Annotated in this window: 24 protein-coding genes; 14 read left to right on the forward strand and 10 right to left on the reverse strand. The window is 50.0% G+C overall.

Annotation, left to right across the window (positions count from 1 at the left end; genetic code table 11):
* The first annotated feature begins 568 nt into the window (after positions 1-568).
* The 11 genes from I6L54_RS13670 to I6L54_RS13720 all read left to right on the forward strand — a co-directional run bounded on the left by I6L54_RS13670 (position 569) and on the right by I6L54_RS13720 (position 11,056).
* Entirely contained in the window at positions 569-1,123 is a 555-nt protein-coding gene (locus I6L54_RS13670; protein WP_040231077.1) for a fimbrial protein, read from the forward strand.
* Positions 1,124-1,137: 14 nt separating this feature from the next.
* Positions 1,138-1,851: a fimbrial biogenesis chaperone gene (locus I6L54_RS13675; protein ID WP_245163429.1), complete on the forward strand. Its 714-nt coding sequence runs from the start codon at positions 1,138-1,140 to the stop codon at positions 1,849-1,851.
* Positions 1,838-4,315, forward strand: a complete 2,478-nt coding sequence (locus I6L54_RS13680) for a fimbria/pilus outer membrane usher protein (protein ID WP_040231080.1) — start codon at positions 1,838-1,840, stop codon at positions 4,313-4,315. Before I6L54_RS13675 ends, I6L54_RS13680 begins: the two co-directional genes overlap by 14 nt.
* A complete protein-coding gene (locus tag I6L54_RS13685) occupies positions 4,312-5,655 on the forward strand; it encodes a fimbrial protein (protein ID WP_040231082.1) in 1,344 nt (447 codons plus the stop codon). Before I6L54_RS13680 ends, I6L54_RS13685 begins: the two co-directional genes overlap by 4 nt.
* 7 nt (positions 5,656-5,662) lie before the next feature.
* On the forward strand, positions 5,663-6,319 hold the full coding sequence (locus I6L54_RS13690; protein ID WP_040231084.1) for a fimbrial biogenesis chaperone: 657 nt from the start codon (positions 5,663-5,665) through the stop codon (positions 6,317-6,319).
* A gap of 55 nt (positions 6,320-6,374) precedes the next feature.
* The gene (locus I6L54_RS13695; RefSeq protein ID WP_040231086.1) at positions 6,375-7,139 is read left to right on the forward strand and encodes a winged helix-turn-helix domain-containing protein; all 765 of its coding nucleotides are present in this window, start codon (positions 6,375-6,377) and stop codon (positions 7,137-7,139) included.
* On the forward strand, positions 7,126-7,596 hold the full coding sequence (locus I6L54_RS13700; protein WP_040231088.1) for a YqeJ family protein: 471 nt from the start codon (positions 7,126-7,128) through the stop codon (positions 7,594-7,596). Before I6L54_RS13695 ends, I6L54_RS13700 begins: the two co-directional genes overlap by 14 nt.
* 352 nt (positions 7,597-7,948) lie before the next feature.
* On the forward strand, positions 7,949-8,341 hold the full coding sequence (locus I6L54_RS13705; RefSeq protein ID WP_005122705.1) for a hypothetical protein: 393 nt from the start codon (positions 7,949-7,951) through the stop codon (positions 8,339-8,341).
* Positions 8,342-8,525: 184 nt separating this feature from the next.
* Positions 8,526-9,701 carry a capsular polysaccharide export protein, LipB/KpsS family gene (locus I6L54_RS13710; protein ID WP_082031722.1) on the forward strand — a complete coding sequence of 392 codons (1,176 nt, stop codon included), beginning with the start codon at positions 8,526-8,528 and terminating at the stop codon, positions 9,699-9,701.
* A gap of 68 nt (positions 9,702-9,769) precedes the next feature.
* Positions 9,770-10,528, forward strand: coding sequence for a trans-aconitate 2-methyltransferase (gene tam / locus I6L54_RS13715; protein WP_040231091.1), 759 nt, complete (start codon positions 9,770-9,772; stop codon positions 10,526-10,528).
* A gap of 150 nt (positions 10,529-10,678) precedes the next feature.
* Positions 10,679-11,056, forward strand: a complete 378-nt coding sequence (locus I6L54_RS13720) for a GFA family protein (RefSeq protein WP_005122708.1) — start codon at positions 10,679-10,681, stop codon at positions 11,054-11,056.
* An 84-nt stretch (positions 11,057-11,140) separates the two neighbouring features.
* On the opposite strand, the gene I6L54_RS13725 is transcribed toward I6L54_RS13720, so the two are convergent.
* The 7 genes from I6L54_RS13725 to sad all read right to left on the reverse strand — a co-directional run bounded on the left by I6L54_RS13725 (position 11,141) and on the right by sad (position 18,846).
* Positions 11,141-12,055: a bestrophin family protein gene (locus I6L54_RS13725; RefSeq protein ID WP_005122709.1), complete on the reverse strand. Its 915-nt coding sequence runs from the start codon at positions 12,053-12,055 to the stop codon at positions 11,141-11,143.
* Positions 12,056-12,263: 208 nt separating this feature from the next.
* Complete coding sequence (locus I6L54_RS13730; RefSeq protein WP_005122710.1) at positions 12,264-13,715, reverse strand: tagaturonate reductase; 1,452 nt, start codon at positions 13,713-13,715, stop codon at positions 12,264-12,266.
* A gap of 106 nt (positions 13,716-13,821) precedes the next feature.
* Positions 13,822-14,349: a GNAT family N-acetyltransferase gene (locus tag I6L54_RS13735; RefSeq protein WP_005122711.1), complete on the reverse strand. Its 528-nt coding sequence runs from the start codon at positions 14,347-14,349 to the stop codon at positions 13,822-13,824.
* An 80-nt stretch (positions 14,350-14,429) separates the two neighbouring features.
* Positions 14,430-14,789, reverse strand: a complete 360-nt coding sequence (locus tag I6L54_RS13740; protein ID WP_005122713.1) for a DUF4186 domain-containing protein — start codon at positions 14,787-14,789, stop codon at positions 14,430-14,432.
* Entirely contained in the window at positions 14,789-15,715 is a 927-nt protein-coding gene (gene glsB / locus I6L54_RS13745) for a glutaminase B (protein ID WP_005122714.1), read from the reverse strand. Before glsB ends, I6L54_RS13740 begins: the two co-directional genes overlap by 1 nt.
* A 62-nt stretch (positions 15,716-15,777) precedes the next feature.
* Complete coding sequence (locus tag I6L54_RS13750; RefSeq protein WP_040231093.1) at positions 15,778-17,355, reverse strand: methyl-accepting chemotaxis protein; 1,578 nt, start codon at positions 17,353-17,355, stop codon at positions 15,778-15,780.
* 102 nt (positions 17,356-17,457) lie between these two features.
* A complete protein-coding gene (gene sad / locus I6L54_RS13755) occupies positions 17,458-18,846 on the reverse strand; it encodes a succinate-semialdehyde dehydrogenase (RefSeq protein ID WP_040231095.1) in 1,389 nt (462 codons plus the stop codon).
* Between the two features lie 102 nt (positions 18,847-18,948).
* Between sad and ptrR the strand changes: the two genes are divergently transcribed.
* Complete coding sequence (ptrR, locus tag I6L54_RS13760) at positions 18,949-19,824, forward strand: putrescine utilization regulator PtrR (RefSeq protein ID WP_005122720.1); 876 nt, start codon at positions 18,949-18,951, stop codon at positions 19,822-19,824.
* On the opposite strand, the gene I6L54_RS13765 is transcribed toward ptrR, so the two are convergent.
* Genes I6L54_RS13765 through dtnK form a run of 3 tightly spaced genes read right to left on the reverse strand, consistent with a single transcriptional unit; the run spans position 19,821 to position 22,807 of the window.
* Entirely contained in the window at positions 19,821-20,582 is a 762-nt protein-coding gene (locus tag I6L54_RS13765) for a DeoR/GlpR family DNA-binding transcription regulator (RefSeq protein ID WP_040231097.1), read from the reverse strand. The two genes, ptrR and I6L54_RS13765, sit on opposite strands and share 4 nt — an antisense overlap.
* 1 nt (position 20,583) lies before the next feature.
* The gene (locus I6L54_RS13770) at positions 20,584-21,570 is read right to left on the reverse strand and encodes a D-threonate 4-phosphate dehydrogenase (protein WP_040231098.1); all 987 of its coding nucleotides are present in this window, start codon (positions 21,568-21,570) and stop codon (positions 20,584-20,586) included.
* Positions 21,563-22,807 carry a D-threonate kinase gene (dtnK, locus tag I6L54_RS13775; RefSeq protein WP_040231100.1) on the reverse strand — a complete coding sequence of 415 codons (1,245 nt, stop codon included), beginning with the start codon at positions 22,805-22,807 and terminating at the stop codon, positions 21,563-21,565. The genes I6L54_RS13770 and dtnK overlap by 8 nt, the downstream gene beginning before the upstream one ends.
* A gap of 171 nt (positions 22,808-22,978) precedes the next feature.
* On the opposite strand from dtnK, the gene I6L54_RS13780 reads away from it, so the two are divergent.
* On the forward strand, positions 22,979-24,148 hold the full coding sequence (locus I6L54_RS13780; RefSeq protein ID WP_040231102.1) for an iron-containing alcohol dehydrogenase: 1,170 nt from the start codon (positions 22,979-22,981) through the stop codon (positions 24,146-24,148).
* Entirely contained in the window at positions 24,141-25,025 is an 885-nt protein-coding gene (locus I6L54_RS13785; RefSeq protein ID WP_040231103.1) for a dihydrodipicolinate synthase family protein, read from the forward strand. The genes I6L54_RS13780 and I6L54_RS13785 overlap by 8 nt, the downstream gene beginning before the upstream one ends.
* Positions 25,026-25,062: the final 37 nt, after the last annotated feature.

A 25,062-nucleotide genomic window follows, 5' to 3' on the forward strand; every position in this document is an offset into this window, starting at 1 on the left:
TATTTTTACACCGAAGACAACGCTGAGTAGACTGCATTGAAGCTTCAATTTATGAGGAAAATATAACGTTATCTCGGTTAAACATTCCTCTCATCTTAAAATTATGTGCTACTTTGCCAGGTTGAATTACCCCCGGCAAGTTTATGTTAACACCAGGACGAACACGGGTAATAACGAAGGTTAACTTTAAGACTAAACGGTCACAAGGTTGGCTATGGCTGCATTAACCTGTGATGAACATGGTCTTTATCGTGTTTAATTCGGGTTAAGAAAATTTTTCTTAGGGAAATTATACCTGCAGATAAAATTTAATATAAACAATGAGTTATATCGAAAGCATCGAGATTTAGATCTTATTTAAGACCGACCTAATATGATTTGAGAAAACAAAGGTTTTAATCTCTGGGATTATTCTTAAACTAGCAGTCATCGTAGGGTTAATCCTACGGAGTCATAAGACATTACTGGCGTCGCTGTATCCCTCAATAAATACTCTGCTCTCAGCGGAGAGGGGCTATTGCATTATTTATTACGATACCGATGTATTTATTAATTAAGGACAGACAATATGAAAATCAATAATCCTCATACCAGTTACATATTTGCGGTTGGTGGCCTTGCGTTATTATTTGCGCAAATAGCGTATGCTGATTCAGCAAATACCATCACCTTTAAAGGCGAAGTGACCGAACAAACTTGCGAAGTCACGGTTAACGGTGTAAATGCGCGGCCGGTCGTATTACTGCCGTCCGTTGCGAAAAGCGATCTCGCGGCAGCATCATCTTCAGCAGGCCTGACAACATTCACCCTCGGCGTTACTGGTTGTACTGTTGATGCTAATGCGTTGGATATTAAAACTGTGTTTGTTGCAAATAATATGACCGAGCGCGGAAACCTGGCTAATACGGGTACAGCGCAAAATGTTGAATTACAACTGCTGACCGATAGCGCGGGCACTACGCCGATTGATTTGCGTACTGGAACTCCGGTTGCAGGAATCACCGTTGCGGCCGGAAATACGTCCGGTGAGCACGACTTTGCCGTGCAGTATTTTAGCCCGAACGGTGGGGCAACCGCCGGGACTGTTGTCGGCACTGTGCAATACGCCATTTCCTATTTGTAAGCGAGATCTGCGTGATGAAAGGATTGGCTATTGGTTTAGCTGGAATGATGATGTGCTTCTGCGTGCAGGCAAGCATAGTGATGACCGGCAACCGGATAATCTATCCGGCAGACAGCCGGGAAATCAGTGTGCAATTAACTAATCGCGGCGACGTCCCTGGTGTCGTTCAGGTTTGGCTTGATGATGGCGATGCACAATCAGTACCACAAACTGCGGCCGCTCCTTTTGTCACTACGCCACCGGTCTTTCGGATGGCTGCCCACGCGGGGCAAACTGTTCGGCTGCGTTACATCGGTAAACCCGTCGTACAGGACAGGGAATCGCTATGGTGGTTTAACTTCATTCAGATCCCGCCCATAAATAAGGATGTGCAAACCGATAACCAGCTACTGGTGCTGGTGCGTAGCCGCGTAAAAGTATTGGTCAGACCCGAGGGGCTGGTGGGTTCGCCGCTGGAGATGGCGAATACCAGCCGGGTCTGGCTGCAGAATGGCAGGCTGCATTTACGTAATAACAGTGGTTTCTATCTCGCGCTTTCGTCACTTGACGTCAGCGGTGCGGGAAAAAAACAGCGCATTCAGAGCGAAACAATCGCACCGTGGGCGACGATGTCGTGGCCTGCAAAAATTTCGCAATTGAACGACGCGCAAATGCGCTGGATTAACGATCAGGGAGCCTCATTAAGCGGGCGCGTGGCGTTGGAGAAGCAGGACAATGTCCGAAACTAATCCACGCTGGTGGTGGCTTTTTTTGCCCGCTGCGATGCCTGTTTTTGCCAGCGATTACACCTTTGACGAAACATTGTTGCTTGGGAGTGGTTACGAAAAAAGCCTGGCAATGCTCAACGATCCGGATGCGGTGGTCGCGGGACGTTATAGCGTGGATATCTGGCTCAATGGACGGTATGTAGGGCGGGATGATGTGTTGTTTCGCCAGAATACAGCTGGACGTACCGAACCCTGTCTTCCGGCGAAATTCTGGGATGAACAGGGCGTAACAGCAGCGTCGGAACAAGGGCAGGATTGCTTCGCCCCTGAAGCTCGGATCAGCGGTGGACGCTGGGATTTTGACCAGAGCTTATTGCGTCTGAATCTCAGCGTTCCTCAGGCGGCATTAAAACGTACCCCCATGGATTATGTACCGCCGTCGCAGTGGCAAAGCGGCGAGAGCGTGTTGTTCAGTAACTACAATCTGCACGCCTATCACAATAAAAATAACGGTCAGCAAAGTGATTATGGTTGGCTGGGACTGAGCAGCGGCTTCAACATGGGGAGTTGGCAATTTCGCCAACAGTCGTCTGCCAACTGGCGGCGCGATGGCAATCGAGAAAGCCAACGCTGGGATGCGCTGCAAACCTGGCTTCAACATCCTGTCGCATCTCTGGAAAGTTTACTGACGGTAGGCGAAAGCTACACCTCGGGAAATCTGCTTGGCAGTATGGCGTTTACAGGTGTCAAACTGGAAACCGATCAACGAATGTGGCCACAGTCGCGACGCGGCTATGCCCCAGAAATTCGTGGTACGGCATCTACACCTTCACGCGTTGTGGTCAAGCAGAATGGTCGAACGCTTTACGAAACCAGCGTACCACAAGGCCCTTTTGTACTTGATGATTTGCCGAATACAGCCTGGGACGGTGATTTACAAGTTGAAATCACCGGCGCCGATAACAAAAAGAGTAGCTATACCGTGCCATACGCCAGCGTACCTTTATCACTGCGTCCCGGCGTCTGGCGCTACGGTCTGGTGGCAGGTAAGACCCGGGATTACAGCGCCGCCGATGGTCTGTTTACCGATTTCACGCTGGAGCGCGGGATGACGAATCTCCTGACCGCTAATGGCGCTTTGCGGATCGGCGACGACTACCAGGCACTGCTGATGGGAGGCGTTCTGGCAACGTCGATGGGCGCTTTGGGTGTCGATGTTACCGGTTCGCGGGCCCGGATTGCTTCTCAAACCATGAGTGGCTGGCGGCTGCAAACCAACTGGAGCAAAACGTTCACTCCGACAGGAACTCACGTCGCGCTGGCGGGTTATCGCTATTCCACAGAAGGGTATCGTGACTACGGTGACGTTCTGGGTGAGCGAAGCGTCAGCGGGAGCAATGCGCAGTGGCGCTCGGATACGCTGCGTCAAAAAAACCAGTTTACCGTTACGGTGAACCAAACATTGAGCAGCTACGGAAACCTATGGCTGTCGGGATCAATGATGGATTACTACAGTGACCGTGGCAGCAGCACTCAGTTGCAGGCTGGGTATAACACCACCTTTGGACGAATGACGTTAGGTATGTCATTCAGCCGACAGGACACCTGGTGGCGTAATGGTGACCGTTCACAGGTGCAAAAAGAAAACATGGCAACGCTTACCGTCTCAATGCCTTTGGGTATAGGCGAACGTGAGCATACGCTGGCGCTGTCGGCGAGTCAGGCTCAACAGGCTGGGCGCAATGCGCAGTTGGCATTGTCTGGTGCGCTTGATCAGGATGAAACCCTTAATTACGCGCTGTCCACTGGCTGGCAACAGGGGCAAGGTGAGTCAAACAGCGTGACCGACTGGGGTGGTTCACTGCAAAAAAATACGGCTTTCGGCACGCTAAACGGCAGCGTCTCACAGTCACAAAACTATCAGCAATGGTCTGCAGGGGTACGCGGGGCGCTCGTTGTACATCGCCATGGCATTGTGGCCGGCCCGTGGGTTGGCGACACATTTGCCCTGGTGGAAGCGCCAGGCGCTGTGGGAGCCAGAGTAGGGGGCGGACAGGGTGCAACTGTGAACAGTGGGGGTTATGCGCTGGTTCCCTCATTGACACCTTATCGTTATAACAATGTGACTCTCGACGGTAGCGGAATGAACACCAACGCAGAGCTTCAGGAGAGTCAACGGCGCATTGCACCAATGGCAGGGGCCGCAGTAAAACTGCGTTTTGCAACGCTCTCTGGCTATCCGTTACTCATCACTGTGAAGAGTGACGTGACGTTACCGATGGGAGCGGCAGTGACCGACGGTCGAGGTCGTGTAGTCGGGATGGTTGCCCAGGCGAACCAGGTATATGCCCGCGTTGAAGACGAAGAGGGACTATTGATGCTGGAAAGCAGTGATTGTTCGTTGCCGTGGAAACTTAACCAACAACAACGTACAGAACCGTTAATTGCATTAACGGTCACTTGCGTAACAAAAGGGCGCTCATGAGACTATTTTTTCTGGTGCTGGCGCTGTTTTCTTGTCAGATACAGGCCGCCTGTGAATACATTATTTATCCATATAAATCAGGAGGTAATGGCGCACAAGGCACGCACAGGCTTAGTGCAAGTACGGACGGCATTGCCAATGACTGGCGCTCCGGCGGCGGCAACGATGCCTGGAACGGGTTATTGCCGGGATTGAGTAAGTCTGTCGATATCACCAGTAATAGCAGTTTTCAGCCGGCAGGGACGATCCTGACCTCCAGCGGCGGGATCCCTTTTACCACTTATGCCCATAAAGGCGGCGGTTACGATCCTGAGCAGGTATTTTTCCGTTGTACACCGGACACCGCCGGGCAACTCTATGAAGCCTGGTCAACTAACGGTGATGACACCGTGGCTGGCTGGTATGAAGCAACGGATGTACCTGGCGCGTATCTGACCATAATGAAAAACGTCGCATTACGCTTGACGCACGATGCAACAGGCAGCGTCTTTACCGACAGCTGGCAGCAACGCCCACTGGAAAACCTGGATCTCGACACCAATGGCAACTTCCTGATTAAGGCCAAGAACTTCTCGACGATAAGCGCCGAATTGATCAAAACGCTGGATACACGCTATTACGCCAACCAGGCGCAGTCTGCTACTTACAATAGCTATGTGAATCCCAATGCTTACGTGGTTTTTCGTGGGCCCGGTACAACTTCGTGGGGTATCAAGATAGGTCAGCCGCACCGTGGAGGAAATTGGGCTGGCTGGGCGAATGACTGGCCGTCAGTGATCAGCCTTTACAATAACGGGATCTTCGTCAAACGTGCGGCAATGTGTCAGGTCACCGATTTTACGCCGGTAGTGCATTTGCCACCAATTTCCGTGGCTCAGCTCAGGCAGGGAGAATATTCCTCAGCTCCCTTCCAGATAGGATTTGCCTGCGAATCAACGGTGGTTTCGGGTGTGGCGACCGGGAAGAGCAATGTCGCAATGGGGCTGCTTGCGCCGGAAAGCAGCGTTAACAGCGCCTGGGGTTTTAATTTGATTACCGGTAAAACCGTAACCTGGCTATTGGATACGCAATACGGTACCCCCGGTCGGGCTCGCGGCGTTGGCGTGCGTGTTTACCGGGCGGGTAGTCCAGTGAATTTTATGGCGGTATCTACTGTCGGTAGCGGCAGCGAAGGCGGCTGGATGCCGGTCATTGGCAGCAATACGCAGCAAAATGGCAGCCAGGATGGCGTCAATTACTACAGCGAAAGCTTCGAAGCTCGTCTGGCAAGTTTTGGTGCGGATACGTTAACGGCGGGGAGCTACCAGTCACATGTACAAGTTTTATTACGTATTCAGTAGCCTCTGGATGCTGGCATTTGGCGTGGAGGCAGCGGTTAACATCAGTACGACTCGGGTCATCTTCAACCACGGAGAGACTCAACGCACGGTAATGCTGGTCAACGACGGAAATTATCCGGTGGTGGTTCAAAGCTGGGTAGATGACGGCACGCCAGAGAAAGGGCCATCCCAGGCCAGCTCGCCTTTTATCGTGCTTCCCCCGGTGCTAAAAATTCTCCCCGGTGAACAACGCGAGATAAAGATCATGACAACCGGTGCGGGGCTTGCCAACGATCGCGAGTCGCTATTCTGGCTCAACGTGTACCAGGTTCCAGCGGAGGTGAAAAATAGCTCAACTGGTGAAAAAGTGCGCTTAACGTTAAGAAATCAGCTAAAAGTCCTATGGAGACCGAAAAACACAGGCGTGTTGACTGAAAAAAGCATCAATCTTCTAAGTTTTCACCATGAAAGCGGGGTGATTTACGCTGTTAATCAGAGTTCCTGGAACATATCTCTGGCTAATGTAGCTTCAGGAGACTATTCCATAACTGGAATAGTGGTTTCACCGCGTTCCCGGCAGGTAATTTTTAAGTCAGCACCTCCTGAAATGCTGAATAATAAGATAAACTTTACTGTGATTAACGATGAAGGAAATCGTTGGGGATTTTCAACTGTCGTAAATTAACGCTGGCAGTGCTCGCTCCAGCTAAATTGACAAAAATCCATATTCAGGGAACATAATGGCACACGTGTTTTTGCTTAACAGTACCGTTGTATTCTGGCCAGAGCGGAACGTACTCTACGCGAAATCAGATGAGACCAAACGTATAACATTAAGCAATCCGGCAACCCGTTGTTTACTATTATTAATTCAACAACAGGGGCAGGTTATTGAACGTGATTATTTCTTTGAGCATGTCTGGTATATTAACGGTGCACAGGTCACCAATAATACGTTCTATCAGAATATCTCCTTGCTGCGTCGCGCGTTTAAAGAACTTAGCCTGAATGAAGAACTTATCGTAACCGTACCGAAAGTCGGGATCCGCCTTGAGCCACAACTGGAAGTGCTGGAACAGAAGATAGAAGACCCGCTCAGCGATCAACCCGTAACAGCATCGTTATCGTCGGTAAAAACCGCGAAAAAATCACTGCGTATGCGCACTCTTTGCTGGCTTCTGGCGGGGTTCGTCTGTTGCTTTATAGCCGCAGTAGTTACCTGGGAGGCACAGTTTGATCCCCGACTCAGCCGTTATGTGCCTTTAAGCGTAGGGGAGGGATGTCACTGGTACGCCAACCAGGATGTGCTTAAATTTGATCAGCACCAACAGTTTATCAAAGCCGGCATGCTGGATTGTCAGAGCTATCCCTGGATTTATCTCTCGTTGTATCCTAATTTTCCGCGGATCTCCGCATTAACTTGTCGAAAGCAATTTAGCCGTTGGCAGGATAATGACTGTGTTACTCATTATTATTTCATGGAGTCCAGACATGTGGGGACGTAATATAAAATGGTGTATTGGCATCATTTTAGCAGTAGCGTTGACAATTGCAGCCACGATGGCAATACAAAACTGGCAACGGTCGCATTTCGATTGTTCCGGAGTATTAATAATGGAGTATCCAGATATTCGTGGTGATATTTCAGTTAGATACGTTTTTAATGGCAACCATGGAGTGGCTATTTTACGTGGAAAAATCACTGATAAAAACGGTGAAAATCAGGCGGTAAATCAAAATGTCTGGTTTACCTTTACCCGCAAAGATAATGATTACTTTATGGAGTCTGGAAATGTCGCCTCAAGTTCCGGCGGAACTAACATTCACCCATTGTTAGCGAGAACGCTGCCAGATTTTTACCTCAAACCGAAAGAGCCGTTTTATTTCAGCATAATGCGACTCAATAACAGTACATGGCAGTTCTACACCAGCCGGTCGCCGTCGGTGTTTTGTCAAGGTTAGGCCGCTGAGATTGCACTCGGTATTGGAAGGGTTAGGGGACGATCTGCTTCACGATACGGTACTGCGGTAATACGGGATAAATTCAATTTAACATAATATACATTATGCGCACTTACATAGTGATAAGTGAAACCTGGCATTTTGGGTTCATCATTGTGCTGGTCGTTGATAACGCATAACAGCGCTTGTTCCTGGATTTATGCTGTTCACCGACTACCATTCAAACCATACACTTTACGCATACGTCAAATCGTTGACGTTGTAATTGCTCACTCAGTCCTTCTCGCGTACAACCAAGGTACGACACAAACCTGTGCCCCTGGAATTTCACAGCAACGGACCCTACAGCACAATGCAAAGAACTATCCATGTTCATCAAAATAACAACACTATCTTACGCGTCGCGTTTCTATTGATTCTTTCATTCACGCTGGCTGGTTGTGCGTTGACCCGCGTCTCTGCCAGTTCACATGATAAAGACGTCGATGAGCTAAATGTTATTGGCTTGAATCTGGATGCTGCAAGGCAAAAAGCAATTGTGGATGGTTTTGTGTGCAGTAAGGATGCAAACCTCAATCTGGTACAAACCGAAAGTGGCAGTCATAAATGGTTACAAACGGAATGCAGTAAAAAAAGCCTGGAACTGTTCTGCCCACAAATGCGGTTTATAGTACTCAATGTTGCCCCTGATACAAATAAAGTTGTTGATGTGGGGAAATATATTATTCAGCATACTTGTTTCTGAATATGTCGATATGCCCTTCTGTCTCCACTTCGATTCAAAAGTACCGGATTGTATTGTTCCTCTGAAAATAATATAATGCGATATCTGCATTTTTAATGATAATCGTTACTGTTTAGCGGGCGGCCGACGACTAAATAAAGCTTAACCTGACCCAAAGTTTTATTTACATTAATCACCTGGAGTTATGATGAATGATTTAAACCGTTTTTACTTTGACTTACCACAATGGCTCGGTAAGAGTGAAGGCATTCATCGACAATTTATTGGTAATTTTATATCTTGTCTCCATGATGAACAATTACAGGTAATACTGAATCCAGCTAATTTCCCTTGTTATGGTCTTAAAAGACTGGCAATTAAAGAATCCATTACATTCTCCTTTCACTCATATAATAATGACAAAAATGTTTTCTCGATAAAAGAATCACCTATATATGGGTTGTACTCTGTAGATGAAAATGGATATTCGGGGTGGGCAGATATTTGTGTCAACTTCAGTTCATATATCGATAAAATAAATAAAATAGATCACGACAGTGCCAAAAATATCATTGCCGAGAAGCGGGATTTTTTCAGGGAGACAAAACTCTCTAAGCATCAACAGCCACATAACCACGTTGCTCTCCCCTCGGATTACCTGTTTTTCCCCATGCAGATCAACTCTGATTCGGTTACCGATCATGAGAACATCAGCGCCATGGGGGCATTAGACTATGTTGCGGCATTGGCTAAAAAGACAAATCGAACGTTGGTAATCAAACGCCATCCGATGTGTAAATCCAGAGGTATTGATGCCAAGATTGCATATCTATTAGCAACCAACGAAAATGTTTTGTCTGTTGATGCTAACATCCACGAATTAATTGAAGGGAGTTCTGCCGTTATCGCATGTAATTCTGGCACAAGCATTGAGGCCTTGATTTTAGGTAAACCAGTTTATTGCTTTGGCCGAAGCGAATGGTACGAAGCCACACATAAAATTGAAGTGTTAGAAGATTTCGATGCGATATTTTTGAATGATAAACACAGTACGATGTCTGCTTTCCAGGAGAAGTTGATAGCATACTTATTATCTGAATATTGGATTCAATTTGATGACATTGAGTCTATTAAGAAAAAAATAAAATACTGCATAAGCCTCTATGAAAGCAACTACGGTGATGACTTTATCGACAACCATAATAATGGTGAATGTTATATCAAGAGTTTTTTGAATGCCCAAAGAGAGATCGCGATCCTGAAGAGAAAGCAAAAGAAGTATAAGAAAGATTATGAATTATTATCTTTTGTAATGCGATTTGTCCTGTTTTTACCCTTTAAAGCTACACTTGCTATGTTGGGAAGGAACAAGAATCACTGATTCTGAAGGCGTAATGAAAATTGCTGGCTCAGAATCATACTATTTCATCGCACACAGGATACAAAAACATGGCTGACTGGAACCCTTCGCTCTATCTGCAATATGAAACCGAACGTTCGCGGCCCGCAGCTGAATTGCTCAGCAGAGTCGCGCTGGAGAATGTCCGTTCAGTCGTCGACCTCGGCTGCGGCCCGGGTAACAGCACCGCATTGCTACATCAACGTTGGCCATCAGCGCAAATAACAGGCGTGGATTCTTCACCGGCAATGCTGAGCGAAGCGCGCAACGCATTGCCGGGCTGTCATTTTATCGAAGCGGATATTAGCGCATTTCAGACAGAAGAGCCTGTCGATCTGCTGTATGCAAACGCATCTTTGCAATGGGTTCCCGACCACTATCAGCTGTTTCCCCACCTGGTCTCTCTGCTGGGGAAAGAAGGCGTACTGGCAGTACAAATGCCGGATAACTGGCTGGAGCCAACGCATGTTCTGATGCGTGAAGTCGCCTATGAACTGGGTTACCCCGATCGCGGCCGTGCACCTCTTCCCGGAGTGCATGCGTACTATGATATTTTGACTGACATGGGCTGCGATGTCGATATCTGGCGTACAACCTACTATCACGTTATGGATTCACACCAGTCAATTATCGACTGGGTGAGTTCTACGGGGTTGCGTCCCTGGTTGCAGGATCTGAGTGAAAGCGAACAACATCGCTATCTGGCGCGCTATCATGCATTGCTGCAGGAGCAATATCCGCTGCAAGAGAATGGGAAAATACTGCTGGCGTTTCCGCGGTTGTTTATCGTTGCCAGACACAATTCTTAATCACTGACCTCCAGGTATCAGCCTCTTTATACCAGGGGCTGATAATTGTTGTAAATTCCCCATGCGCGCCCTCGCCTTTTTACGATGAAGATCTAGTGATGCAGCCAGTCATCTGCTAGTGTCTGAGAACGTTTACTGACGGGGGTTGTCATGTCTAAAGTCTACCTTGGCGGTTGTCTGTGTGGCTCTATTCGCTTTACCGCGACGAGCCCTAATAATTCGCATACCTGCTCGTGCGATATTTGCCGCAAGCATACCGGTGCACCAACCGTCGTCTGGATTGAATTTAATGCTGAAAATGTAGAATGGACGGGAAAAGCGGGTAAACCAACTACCTGGCGTTCTTCAGAAACCTCCAGTCGCGCTTTTTGCCCTCAATGTGGAAGTTCAGTTGGTGCTATTGATGATGCTCCGGTAATAGCACTATTAGCGGGCGTTTTTGATGACCCCAATGATGAAGATCTGGCTCCCGAGTTTCATTCATTTACCGATATGCAGCCTGCGTGGTGGCAAAGAGAATTCGGCTAAAGCCGCACTAACCGGCGTATCAAGTCTTACCTACTCCTTCAGTGAAACAATAAGAGCTGGTCGTGCTACCAGCTCTACCGGATGTTATGTCAGCTGGTAATGCTTATCTGGCATATGTTTCGCCGGCACAACGGTTTCATCATTCATCTGCAGCAAATCGATTTCAATCGCGTTACAAATCGCATCGAGTGGCAGATCATTATTCTCTGTACCAAACGGATCTTCGAGTTCTTCGGCTAGCGTATCGAGCGAGATAAAGGTATAGGAAATAAGCACCGAGATGAACGGTGTCATATAGTGTAAATCCACCACTAACGCGAACGGCAACATAATGCAAAACAGATATACCGTGCGATGCAGGATTAAGGTGTAAGCAAACGGAACGGGTGTGTTCGCGATACGCTCACAACCTGCCAGCACTGCTGACATATCATTTAACCTGTTGTTTAAACTGTGAAATAATATATCAGATAGCTGCCCATTTCGTCTGCGAACGGCCAGCCATTCCCCCATCAGCAGCAGAATGCGGTTGGCCGGTGATTGAGACGCAAAAACGGTCTGTAAATCGCTCTCGCTGAGATATTTTGCCAGGGGCTCCGCCTGCGGTTGTCGACGTAAAGTCATACGCAGGCAATGGGCAAATGCGATTTGCAAACGAACGAACTGCCCCAGTTCAGCATCGTCTGGTAAGGTCGTTTTCACCTCACGCAGAAGTGAACGGGAAGCAATCATCAACTGCCCCCACAAATGTCGGGCTTCAACATAGCGCGAATAACAGGCGTTGTTACGAAAGCCTAAGAAGATTGCAATTGCGACGCCAAGAATGCTGAACGGTGCCAGAGTAAATTTGATACCCAGCATCGTATACCATGGCAGCATGATGATAACAGCAATGGAGAGCAGGAAATTCAGCAGCAAGCGTGAAAAGATTTTCGATAATACTGAGCCATGCCAGACGAATATCAGGCGTAGCCAGTGTTGTTGGGGGCGAACGATCATGGTTATCTTCGGAAAATGTGAAAGCCGGGACATTAAACGTGATCGCGATCAATGTTGCAAGCTTATAGCAACATTATCTAAACATCTTTTCCTGCTGACCATAGTGTGCATTGAAGCTACAGACATGCTCCATTTTTAGAAATTAAATTGTATGTTGTAACTAAAAATAAGGACGATAAAAAAACCCGGCCTGAACCGGGTTAACGTATTAGCACAGTGGCTTAACCGCTTCGCGCATGCCTTTCGCCAGGATAGAATCCAGGTCGGCAGAAACCTGTTCGACCAGTCCGGAAACCTGTGTCAGATCCTGTTCCCAATGCTCTTTTACGGCCAATACCGCGTTGACCAGCGCTTCGGTAGTAATCTGGCGGTCACGATGCTGAGCCCACAACACCTGAAAACGCTCCATCCAATGCGCATCATCCTGAACCGGATAAGATTCACCGTTACGCTCACCACGGTAGAAAGCAATCAAGGCTGCCAGGGCGAATGTCAGACGCGGCGGCAATTGGCCACTGGCCTTCTGCCCTGCCAACAGCTGCGGCAGAATACGGGTGCGGAATTTGGTCATGCCATTAAGCGCAATCGACAATAACTGATGCTTAATGTACGGGTTGCAGAATCGGCCGGTCACTGCACTGGCAAATGACGCCAATTCATCACGCGGCAGATCCAGCACCGGAATAATCTCTTCATAGATTGCTTTCTCAACGAAGGCGCGAATTTCAGCATCATTCATTGCTTCACCCACGGTATCAAGCCCTGCCTGCCAGGCGACCGGTACCAGGGCTGTGTGCGCACCGTTGAGAATGGCGACTTTACGCTCTTTATACGGCTTGATGTCATCAACAATCAGAACATTCAGCGGGTATTTATCGAGGCGAAGTTCAGTGGCTAATGATTTTGGCCCCTGAATAACAAACAGATAGAAGTGTTCTGCGGTATCAAGAAACGCGTCATGATAACCCAGTTCAGCTTCAAGCTTCGCAACTTCGTCACGTGGGTAACCGGTAACAATACGGTCCACCAGCGTAGAACAAAATGCGTTTGCCTGGTCCAGCCACTGTACGAATGCTTCCGGCAACGCCCATTCCTGAGCATAACGCAGAACCAGTTCATGCAGCGCTTCACCATTGTAATCAATCAGCTCGCAAGGAATGATAATCCAGCCTTTATCAAGCGCACCGTTGAAATGGCTATAGCGTTCGAACAGCAGTCGGGTCAGTTTGGCCGGATAACTCACAGCCGGCGCATCATCAAACTTATCACCCGCGTGGTAGCTGATACCCGCTTCCGTGGTGTTAGAGAAAACAAAACGCATGTCAGGATTATGCGCCAGCTTCAGGAACTCATCGTATTCGCTATAGACGCTGATTTCGCGGTTAACCGAACGAATTAAACGGGCATCGCTGACGGCCTCGCCCTTTTCATTCAAACCACGAATGATGGTGGTATAGAGACCATCCTGGGTACTCAGTGACGGCGGAAACGTACTTTCGATAGGACGAACAATGACCACACCAGAGTTCAGATCGGTATGTTCATTCAGCAGATCAACTTGCCAGTCAACAAAGGCGCGCAGGAAGTTTCCTTCACCAAACTGAATAATGCGTTCAGGATACTGAGCACCGGGGAAATCGCGACGATTTAGTGTTTGCACAATGGGTTCCCTTTATGATTAGTCATACAACCTGATTAAATTGGTCTAATAGGTTAGCAAACTTTAATACAATGAAACCCTGTTTTGATCAATGCCCGGTGACAAATTAGAGCGTTTTATAAAAAAGTGTGGTCCCGGCCAGTGTTCCATCAGGCATTTTTGCATAGCCAGGGATTACCCCTGCTTTTTGCCATCCACAATTGTGGTAGAACAACTCTGCGGCGCTGCCAGTAGACGTATCAAGAACCAGGAGGGTTTTCCCCTCATGATGTGCGCAAATTTCCAGTGTATTCATCAATTCCCGGGCGATCCCGCACCGCCGTGCGGAGGTATGAACCAGAAGTTTGGCAACGTCTGCACGATGAGGCTGGTTTTCGGGTTGATCGATAATGAGCTGAACGGTTCCAACAAGCGTCCCCTGCGCATTTTCAGCCCCCAGAACAATGCGTTCTCCACAAGAGACACTTTGTGCAACACGCGTCCAAAAAGGCCGTGACTTATCGCGGTTAAAAGGGAGCATAAAACTGACAGATGCGCCATCGTTCACGCACTGTTCAAGGACATCACTAAGCTCGTCGATTCTCGACAGGATCTGTTCCGCGCTCAGTATAAAGCAGGGGGTGTGGGTAGCCATTTAGTCTCCTTAGATTGACCCCTTCATACTGCAATTAACAATTACATAACACAAGGAGTCGAATCATAGGATTATGTTATCTATGGCTTATTCATTTGCAGCACTAACCAGTGGTAGATAACAGTGACAACGTAACGTTGCTGTTGCTCGCTCAACGGTTGCCCCTGAGGTATATCATGCCATTTGGCCAGACATCCCCTACAGCACGTCGCCGTGGCATGTTGAGCGATAAACACCGGATGTCCGCGCATCGGCGTTTGTTTTCCGTCATTGGCCGGGAACGCGGGAGCCAGTCGCTTAGCAATAAAATCGGCCGCATGTTGTTCAATGACCGGCGCACCTTTTTCCAGACAATATTGTCTTTCTTTCTGACCGAGACGAAACCGCGATCGGAAAGTCGATTTCGCCAGTCGGGCAAAAAGCGGGTCGAGCGTGTTCATCAGTAAACCGAGCGTCCTAACTGTTGAGTTAATTGTTCCAGTACCGCAATACCCGCCAGCGAGTTCCCTGCCGGATCCAGCTCCGGACTCCAGACCGCAATCGCCATCTCATGCGGCACGATCGCCACAATGCCACCACCGACACCCGATTTCGCCGGCAGACCTACCCGCCAGGCAAACTCCCCGGCATTTTGATACATACCGCTGGTCGCCATTAGCGCGTTAATCTGCCGCGCCTGCATCGGCGTGACTACCGGCTCGGTGAGATGGAAAGCGTTCCCTTGATTAGCCAGAAACACGAAGGTCCGCGCCAGTTCCACGCAACTCATTTTCAGCGCACAGTAGTGAAAGTAATTTTGCAGAACGGTCGTCACATCGTGATGAAAATTGCCAAAGGACTTCATCAGCCAGGCAATTGCCGCGTTGCGGGCGGAATGGTCAAACTCAGAGCGAGCAACCGTCGCATCATAAGCAATATCTGAAACGCCGCTTAATGCACGTACCACTTCCAGCATTCGTTGCCGTGGCGCGCTCAGGCGACCTTGCAGCATATCGCAAACCACCAATGCCCCGGCATTGATAAAGGGATTACGCGGTATACCCTGCTCCATTTCCAACTGCACCAGCGAGTTAAACGGGTGACCGGAAGGATCTTTGCCAACACGTTGCCAGATCTCGTCTTCCTCGTAATGACGCATTGCGACAACCAGGCTAAGCACCTTTGAAATCGACTGAATAGAAAAACGTTCTTGCGCATCCCCCGCCTGATAGTGCTGACCATCAACGGTGCAAATGGCAATACCCAGTTTTGAGCCATCGACGGAGGCTAATGCAGGAATATAATCGGCAACTTTTCCCTGACCAATCAGCGGACGAACCTGCTGCACAATGGTCTCTAAAATTGAATTGTCCATGGCCCTGGCCACAACATGCTCCTTGCTCGCAGGTATGAAAGGCCTGCGAGTATAACAGAGCTAAATACACCGCGTCAGGCCGGAAGACGGAATCTGGCCACGGCCTGCATAAGCTGATGAGATTCATGGTGTAACTGTAGGGAGGAATCAGACGCGGCGTTCACCAGATCGCTGGTCTGACGGGCTTCGTTATTCAGAGCCTGAAGCTGACTGGTCAACTCGTGAATACGGGTTCCTTGATTCATCGTCGCAGCAGAAATATCATTCAATAAGGCACCAAGATTTTCCACCAGCGATATAACCTGCTGTAAGTTGTCATCCAGTCCGTTCACCGCATGAAATCCCTCGTCAATTCCCGCTAATGAATGATGAATCAGCGCCTGAATATTCTGCGTGGACTGACTGCTTTTTCTCGCCAACAAGCCAACCTCTTTTGCAACAACCGCAAATCCACGCCCTTGTTCACCAGCATGCGCAGCTTCAATCGCCGCATTTAACGCCAGAATATTGGTCTGAAACGCGATGCTGTCAATCAGTGAGATGATCCCGCGCATCTCTGATGAACGGGCAACAATCGCCTGCATCGATGCATTTACCGTTGCCATCATCCGATCGCCACCCGCAGCAATATCCCGCGCCTGCACGGCGCGTTGATTCGCCAGTTGAGCAAACCCACTGTTATCCTCAACATGTGTTTCCAGAAACGATATATGCGAAGTCACCGTATTTAGCTCATCGCTCTGTTTCGCGGATTGCTGATATAACTGTTTATTGCTTTGCGTAAGCTGAGTGATATTTCCCACCATGGAGGTCGTAGCATCATTCACCTGCTGTACCAGCATTCGAAGCCCCTGCTGCATTGCGTCGATACGTGAGCTCAGTTGTGTTACTTCACGATTAAACTGGCTCACTTGCGGTGCGGGGCGGGAAAGATCGCCAGCCGCTAACACATCAATATGATCGATCAGTCGTCTCAGCGGCGCGATTACCCAGCGGGACATACTGCGCCAGACCAGTACCGCAATCACCACCAGCACAAGAGGAATAAATAAAAAGAGGTGCTGTAAACGTTCAAGACTGGTCAACAGCTGTTCTCGCCCTTTTTCCGTCTGCTGGAAACTGTCTTGCTGAAAACGTGCATAATTTTCATTAAAGTCTGTCTGAAACGCCTGCACAGGCACGGCAAAAAACGCATCAATGCTATTGGATTGCATTAATCCATCGGCCTGCTCCTGAATACCGCTATAAAAACGCCGATAGCTCTCCATCAAGTCGGGAGGCTGATGCGGATCCATTGCAAGCCAGGCATCCCATGCCGTTTTTGACTGCGTTAACGCATGCTGAGCCTCTTCCATTAACGGGCGCCAGCTCCCTTCCGAGCCGGTAGCCGCATCCTGCATAAAGTAAACGCCAGCACGATTAAGTAAGTCGCTGGCAGATAACAACGCCACCCTTGCTTCATCGATCTTCGACTGTTGTAAAAGCACCTGCTGATTATGCTGTTCATTAATCTGCGCGTCCCTGACAGAAACTGAGAGCATAAGCGAAGATGCAATCTGCAAAACAGAGAACAGCGCAATAATACAAATGATACCGGTTAACAGACCAAATTGACGGGGAATCAGGCGACGAAAAATTTGCGTTATGTTCATATTACTCTTCTGTATCAAAGCGTTAGACGCGAGTGTACGCAGAGTAAATGACAAATTTATTGCAGAAATAAGACGGGTGCCCCTGCAGAGGCACCCGGGCTATCAGAGACGGTTTTTCCAGACGGTTTGCACATTGCAAAACTCATGCAGACCAAAGTGAGAAAGCTCACGACCAAAACCGCTTTTCTTCACGCCGCCAAAAGCAACGCGAGCATCACTGGCACTGTAACCATTAATAAACACGCCACCACACTCCAGACGGGCCGCCATATTTTGCGCCAGTGCCTCATCCGCAGTAAACAACGTGGCCGACAAGCCGAACTCGCTGTCATTAGCCAGTGCTAATGCGTGCTCAGCATCCTTCGCGACGGTAATCGCCGCAACCGGGCCAAACAGTTCCTGGCGAAATGCCGTCATTTCCGGCGTAACATCACCCAGCACCGTCACGGCATAGTAATTACCCTGACCGGCTATTTTTTCCCCGCCGAGGAGTAAGCGCGCCCCTTGAGCCAGTGAGGCTTCAACCTGCTGATGCAGTTCATCCCGAAGATCAAAACGAGCCATTGGGCCGAGATCGTTCTCTTCATTTAGCGGATCGCCCATTTTCAGTGCGCTGGCTGCCGCAACAAACCGTCGGGTGAATTCTGCGGCAATGCCCTGTTCAATAATAAAGCGTTTCGCTGCGGCACAAACCTGCCCGGTATTCTGATAACGCCCTGCCACTGCTGCTTTGACGGCTAAATCAAGGTCTGCATCATTAAGCACGATAAACGGATCGGAACCGCCTAACTCAAGCACGCATTTCTTCAGCGCAGCACCGGCCTGAGCGCCAATCGCAGCACCAGCACGAACGCTGCCCGTCACCGTTACCGCCGCGATACGCGGGTCATTGATCATCTGACTCACCCCGGCGTTATCGGCATTCACCCAGCCATATACCCCAGCCGGTATTTCCGCATCGCTAAACACCTGGGCGATAATCGCGGCACAACCGGTGACATTCGGTGCATGCTTTAACAGATAGCCATTTCCGGCCAGCAAAATCGGCACGACGCCGCGCATAACCTGCCAGAGCGGAAAGTTCCACGGCATGATCGCCAGAATAGTCCCCAGGGGACGGTACTCAATCACGGCCTGGTTATTCTCAACCTGCGTGGCCTCGGTACTGAGCATCGCTGGCCCATGTTCGGCGTACCAGTCACATAATGCCGCAGATTTCGCCACTTCCGCACGAGCCTGCCTGACGGGCTTACCCATTTCGCGCGAGATACACTGCGCCATCTCTTCGGCGCGTTCAAGCAGCGCCTGTCCGACCCGGCGCAACATCTGTGCGCGATGGGCGACGGTCGTGTGTTTCCATGCGTGGAATCCCGTCGCCGCCAGATTCAGCGCGTGGGTAATATCATCGGCGCTGGCCCACGGCATTGCCGTCAGCATTTCGCCACTGGTCGGGTCAACGGAAATAGCATGTGTTGCTGCTGTGATGGTCATAAGTGCCTCTCTTTCTCGCAAGGTATGGTTATATCATGCGCAGGTTTACTCTTTCTGAAAAATGAATAATATTAACCATTCCGTTCACGAATAGAGAAAATCATGGATCTGACGCAACTGGAAATGTTCAATGCCGTCGCAGAGACCGGCAGCATCACGCAGGCAGCGGCGAAGGTGCATCGCGTGCCGTCCAATCTCACCACGCGTATTCGCCAGCTTGAAGCTGACCTTGGCGTCGATCTGTTTATTCGAGAAAATCAACGTCTGCGGCTTTCTCCCTCGGGGCACAATTTTTTGCGTTACAGCCAGCGGATCCTGGCGCTGGTAGAAGAAGCGCGGATGGTGGTCGCTGGTGATGAACCACAGGGATTGTTCTCTCTGGGGTCGCTGGAAAGTACAGCCGCCGTGCGTATTCCGGCCACACTTGCCGAATATAATCAGCGCTACCCTAAAATCCAGTTTGCACTGGCAACAGGACCGTCCGGTACCATGCTGGACGGTGTGCTGGACGGTACGCTGAACGCCGCTTTTGCTGATGGCCCTATTACCCATCCAGGTCTTGAAGGAATGCCGGTGTACCGTGAAGAGATGATGATTGTCACCCCACACGGGCACCCACCCATCAAACGAGCCAGCGATGTGAATGGTTACAATATCTATGCCTTTCGCGCCAACTGTTCCTATCGCCGCCACTTTGAAAGCTGGTTTCACGCCGATCGCGCGATGCCCGGCACGATCCATGAAATGGAGTCCTACCACGGCATGCTGGCCTGTGTGATTGCCGGCGCAGGAATTGCGCTGATTCCACGTTCTATGCTGGAAAGCATGCCCGGCCACCATCAGGTCAATGCCTGGCCGCTAAGTGAAAACTGGCGTTGGTTAAATACGTGGCTGGTCTGGCGTCGGGGGGCGATGACGCGACAGCTGGAAGCATTTATTGAGATACTGGAACCTCAGCTGTCGCAAAATGCGGATTAACTGGCGAACGTCAGATGGCAAGGCAGTTGCTCAAGCTGCTGCCGTACTTCTTCATTGAGTCGCGCATCGGTCACGATATCCGTTAACGCATCCAGATGTGTGACGTTGAAAAGTGACCATGCACCGTATTTTGAACTGTCTGCCAGCAGTACGCGACGTTTGGCGTTTGCAATCAGGTCGCGCTTCAGACCGGCCTTTTCTTCCGTCGGTGCGGTGATCCCGCGGATCAGGTCCCAGCCGTTACAGCTTAGAAACGCGATATCCGGCCACACATTTTGCAGCAGTTTTCGCCCGTGTTCGCCAATACAGGACTGGCTGGAGTCATCAATACGCCCGCCGATGATCGTCACTTCAATTTGCTTGAACTCAGAAAGAAATAGCGCAATGTGCAGATCGCTGGTGATGACGCGCAACGGCAAATGAGTAAGCTGGCGCGCCAGTTCAATCATCGTCGTTCCCGCATCCAGGACAATGGCGTCCCCGGCTTTCACCAGACTTGCCGCCGCGCTGGCAATAACCTGTTTTTCCAGCAGGCTACGCTGCATTTTCTCATGCGTGGTCGGTTGCGAAGGGATAAACCGGTTAAGCGTCACACCGCCGTGAGTACGGCTGATAACACCTTCCTGATCGAGTTTAATCAGGTCGCGACGAATGGTCGCCGGAGAGGCCTGAGTCACAGCAACAAGCTGCTCAACTGTCGCCAGATTATGCCCTTTCAGATAATCCATAATCTGTTCTAACCGATTATATCCCTTCATTTTAATCCCGCGTAATTTGCATTGCTAACTGGATGGACACGGCCATGCTCTCAGACTTGGCTTTACCTGTCCAGGCAATATCAAACGCCGTACCGTGGTCCGCAGAGGTGCGAATAAACGGCAATCCGGCGGTGATATTCACCCCATCATAGAATCCCAGCAATTTTAGCGGAATATGGCCCTGATCGTGATACATCGCCACCACCATGTCATACATACCTTCGTGGCACTGCATAAATACCGTATCCGGTGGACAGGGTCCCGTAACATTCAACCCTTTCGCTTGCATTGCCTGCACCGCGGGTCCGACAATCGTTATCTCTTCCTCGCCAAACAGGCCATTTTCACCGGCATGGGGGTTGACGCCTGCGACCGCAATACGTGGATTATCAAACCCGACACGACGCAGGAAATCATCTGCGACCTGAACGACTGTTTTCACTCGCTGCTCACTGAGCGTATCAAGGAATTTACGTAGTGCAATATGCGTGGTGACATGAATCACTTTAAGCTGTTCGGTATACAGCACCATCGCGTAGTCTTGGCTGTTGGTCAGTTGCGCCAGCAGTTCGGTATGGCCGGGATAATGATGTCCTGCCATGTGCAGTGCTTCTTTATTCAGCGGCGCAGTGGCAATGGCTTTCACTTCCCCGCTGAGCGCCAGCGCGGTGGCGCGCTTAATACAGCGATAGGCCAGATCGCCCGCCTGCGCTTGCACTACGCCCGGCTGAAGAGCGGTAGGATCGGCAAGAGGTTCATCAATTACGTTGATAACACCAGGGGCAAATTGTGCCTGGGTTACGTTATCGATCACCCGGAGTTCCACAGGCGGCGTGACATTTAATGCCTGGATGCGCCTCAGCGTTTGTGCACAACCCACAACGACGACCGGCGCGCCAGACAGTTCTCCCTCCACCAACGATTTAATAATGATCTCCGGTCCAATACCTGCCGGGTCGCCCATGGTTACCGCTATCGTGTTATTCACTCATTTTCTCCTCGATGAAATTTAAAACCTGACGCAGAGTGGTTTCGTCACCGAATCCCCCTGCTTTTGTCATAACCGGGCGTTGCCAGTAGCTATCGGCAAGATGACCGTACGGCACACACTGGGCCACACGGTCGGTAATACGGAATCCTGTTGCCTCCAGCGCATCTGCGATCGCCATTGCGACATCACCGCCGGAAAGATACAGCGCTCCAGGCGAGACTTCCTGCAGCACCTGGCGGGTAAGCTGTGCAAGAAACTGGCAGATTGTTTCACCGAGCTGCGCGCGGCTCATCGCCAGGCGCGCGCACAGCATTGGAATATGATGGCGTGATTCGCTGTCGGGACAGGTATGAACGATGCAGTGTTTACCTGAGATGAGAACCCTGGCGATACGCTGCACATACTCTGTCAGGATGCCGCTGAAGATATTTTCGATATCAATGAATACAGTCTCCACCCGCGGGTCCTGACACACTGCAGCAATCTGCTGTTGAGCGATTTCACTCATTGAACCCACTACCGCCAGTAAGCACTGTGAGGATGGTGTCCGGACATGGCGGGCCAGCGCGTCACAGATCCCGGCAGACCCCACCAGCAGCGGCGGTTCCTCCTGCATCAGCGCTTCCGTAGCAATGACATCAAGATCGGTCTGCGTGCGGGCATCCACCACCCAGATTTGTGGCGTTTTCGCAGCAGGCTCTCTGAGGTGCTGCAGATAGTCGTTCAGGGACATGGCCCGACACGCAATGGCGGTTTGCGCCTGTAACACCTCACAGATATCGGCACTATTGACCGGCGTTTTCGGATCGCTGGCAAATTCAGTCTGCGTTACGGGAATACCGTTAACGAGGCACTGCCCCTGCTCGGTGGTTCGCCCTGCTGAGGGACAAGCCAGTGCCACGATGGCTCGCTTTTTACCTGTAATCCGCATTAACGCGTCCAGTTCGGCCCCTGGGTTTCCACGCAATGTTGAATCCATTTTCTTGAGCCATTGCGTCTGAGGACCTGACTGACTCGCAAGCGCCAGCTCACTTACTCTGGCGGCGGCCTGCTCTGCCTCCAGAGCACGACTATCAGTGTTGATGACCAGCACATCTGCATCATCGGCACAGGGCAATGTGAAAGCGACGTTCACCGTCATTCCCGTCAGCGCCAGACTCACTCCCGCATCATTTCCCCCCGTAAAGTCATCAGCAATGACAAGGATCTGGGGTCTTACAACATGTCTACTCATCCATGCTCCGGGTTGTTGAATATTGATAATGATTATATTCAATCACATTTGATTAAATGTGAGCAAGCTCAAGTTATTCAGTTCCGAGATAAATTATAAATTTAGCCCATGATGCAATCGTTCCTGAACCTCAGTGAGCGAATTCAATCACTCGAACAACAGGAGAATGCTGTGGCAACAATCAATAGCACCGTGATTAGCGGTTCGAATGCTATCCCCGCACTGGAGCCGTTACTGGCAGGTAAACGCCAGCTGTTACTGGTGACGGATAGCAATATCGTCAGGCTGGACGCAGTGGCGCATATCTGCGCCTTATTAAGTAACGATGGCCGCCAGGTAACACTTATTGATAACGTACCTGCCGAGCCGGGTCATCATGACGTTGCGACACTGTTAGAAAGCGTTAAAGGTCTTAACGTAGAGATGGTGATAGGTATTGGCGGTGGCAGCGTACTGGATGTGGCGAAGTTGCTCTCCGTCCTATGTCATCCCGAATCCCCTTCTCTTGACGCCATGCTGGCAGGCGAGAAACCGCTACACCGCGTAGCTTCAGTGCTGATCCCTACCACTGCGGGTACGGGTTCTGAAGCGACGCCCAATGCGATTCTGGCAATCCCGGAACAAAACACCAAGGTCGGCATCATTGCTCCGGTGCTATTACCAGATTACGTTGCCCTGTTGCCTGAACTGACTACCAGCATGCCAGCGCATATTGCGTCATCAACCGGAATTGATGCGTTATGTCATCTGATTGAGTGCTTTACCGCTACTGTGGCCAATCCGGTAAGCGATAACGCGGCGCTCATCGGGTTACAGAAATTGCTGAAGAACATCGAAACTTCGGTTAATGAACCGAACAATTTGCTGGCTAAACTGGAAATGCTGTGGGCGTCCTATTATGGCGGAGTAGCGATTAATCATGCCGGAACTCATCTTGTCCATGCACTTTCTTACCCGCTCGGGGGGCGTTATCACCTGCCTCATGGTGTAGCCAATGCGATTCTGTTAGCACCTTGCATGAAAGCTATCCGTCCTAATGTGGTAGACAAATTCGCTCAGGTCTGGGATCTGTTGCCTGATGACGATCGCACTCTGAGTGCCGAAGAAAAATCTTTCGCGCTGGTGGAATACTTCTCCGCGCTTGTGAAACGACTGAGCCTGCCCGATAACCTGGCAACGCTTGGTGTACCGTCTACTGATATTCCCGCACTGGCCGATGCCGCGCTGAACGTAAAACGCCTGATGAATAATGCTCCCTGCGAGGTGAGCCATGAGGATATTCAGGCCATTTATCAAACTCTGTTTCCAGAACTGAATACCAAAGGAGTGAATCATGAGTAAGAAAATCTGTGGTGTACTGACGGCAATCGTCACCCCGTTCGACCACGACGGCGGGCTTAACCTTAAAGAACTGAGAAACCAGGTAAACCGCCAGTTAAATGCCGGAAACGGTATTTTCTGCGGCGGCACAAACGGTGAGTTTTTTGTGCTTAACGAGGAAGAAAAAATAGCAGTGACCCGCACCTGCGTTGAGGAAGTTGCCGGGCGGGCGAACGTAGTGGCGCATATTGGTGAAATCTCTACCCGTGAAACCATTCGTCTCGGCAAGCAAATAGAAAAACTGGGCGTCGATGCCGTATCGGTGATTACCCCGTATTTTGTTCCGCTCAAACAACAGGAACTGATAGCTCACTATACCGCGATTGCCGACGCGCTATCGGTACCGGTATTTCTCTACAACATTCCGGCACGTACGGGAAATACCATTGAACCGGAAACAGCCAGAGTGCTGGCGGCACACCCGAACATTATCGGGATCAAAGATAGTGCCGGCAGTTATGAAAGTCTTAGCGGCTTCCTGGATGCTGTTAAAGATATCGAGGGATTTGATGTGCTGAATGGTCCAGATTCACTCATTCATCAGGGATTTGTTGATGGCTGTTCAGCCTGTATTTCCGGTTTGGCGAACGTAGCGGCAAAAGAAATTAACGCTATCTGGGCGCGATTCAAGGCCGGTGATGTTGTCGGATCGCATGAAGCACAGGAAAGCGTCACAGGTTTGCGAACCGAGCTCTATAAAGTGGCGTTCTCGCCCGCCGCAGTCAAAAAAGCATTGCAAATCATGGGGCACGAGGTAGGCGCCAGCCGTTACGCCGTCACGTTTGATGCTCATCAGGAACGCCAGATTCAGCAAATTATCAATAACTATTTACGATAGACACTTTTACAGCGGCGGCAACGCCGCTTAACTAACA

Origin of the sequence: Citrobacter pasteurii, from assembly GCF_019047765.1 — a bacterium.
GTDB classification, from domain to species: Bacteria; Pseudomonadota; Gammaproteobacteria; order Enterobacterales; family Enterobacteriaceae; genus Citrobacter; species Citrobacter pasteurii.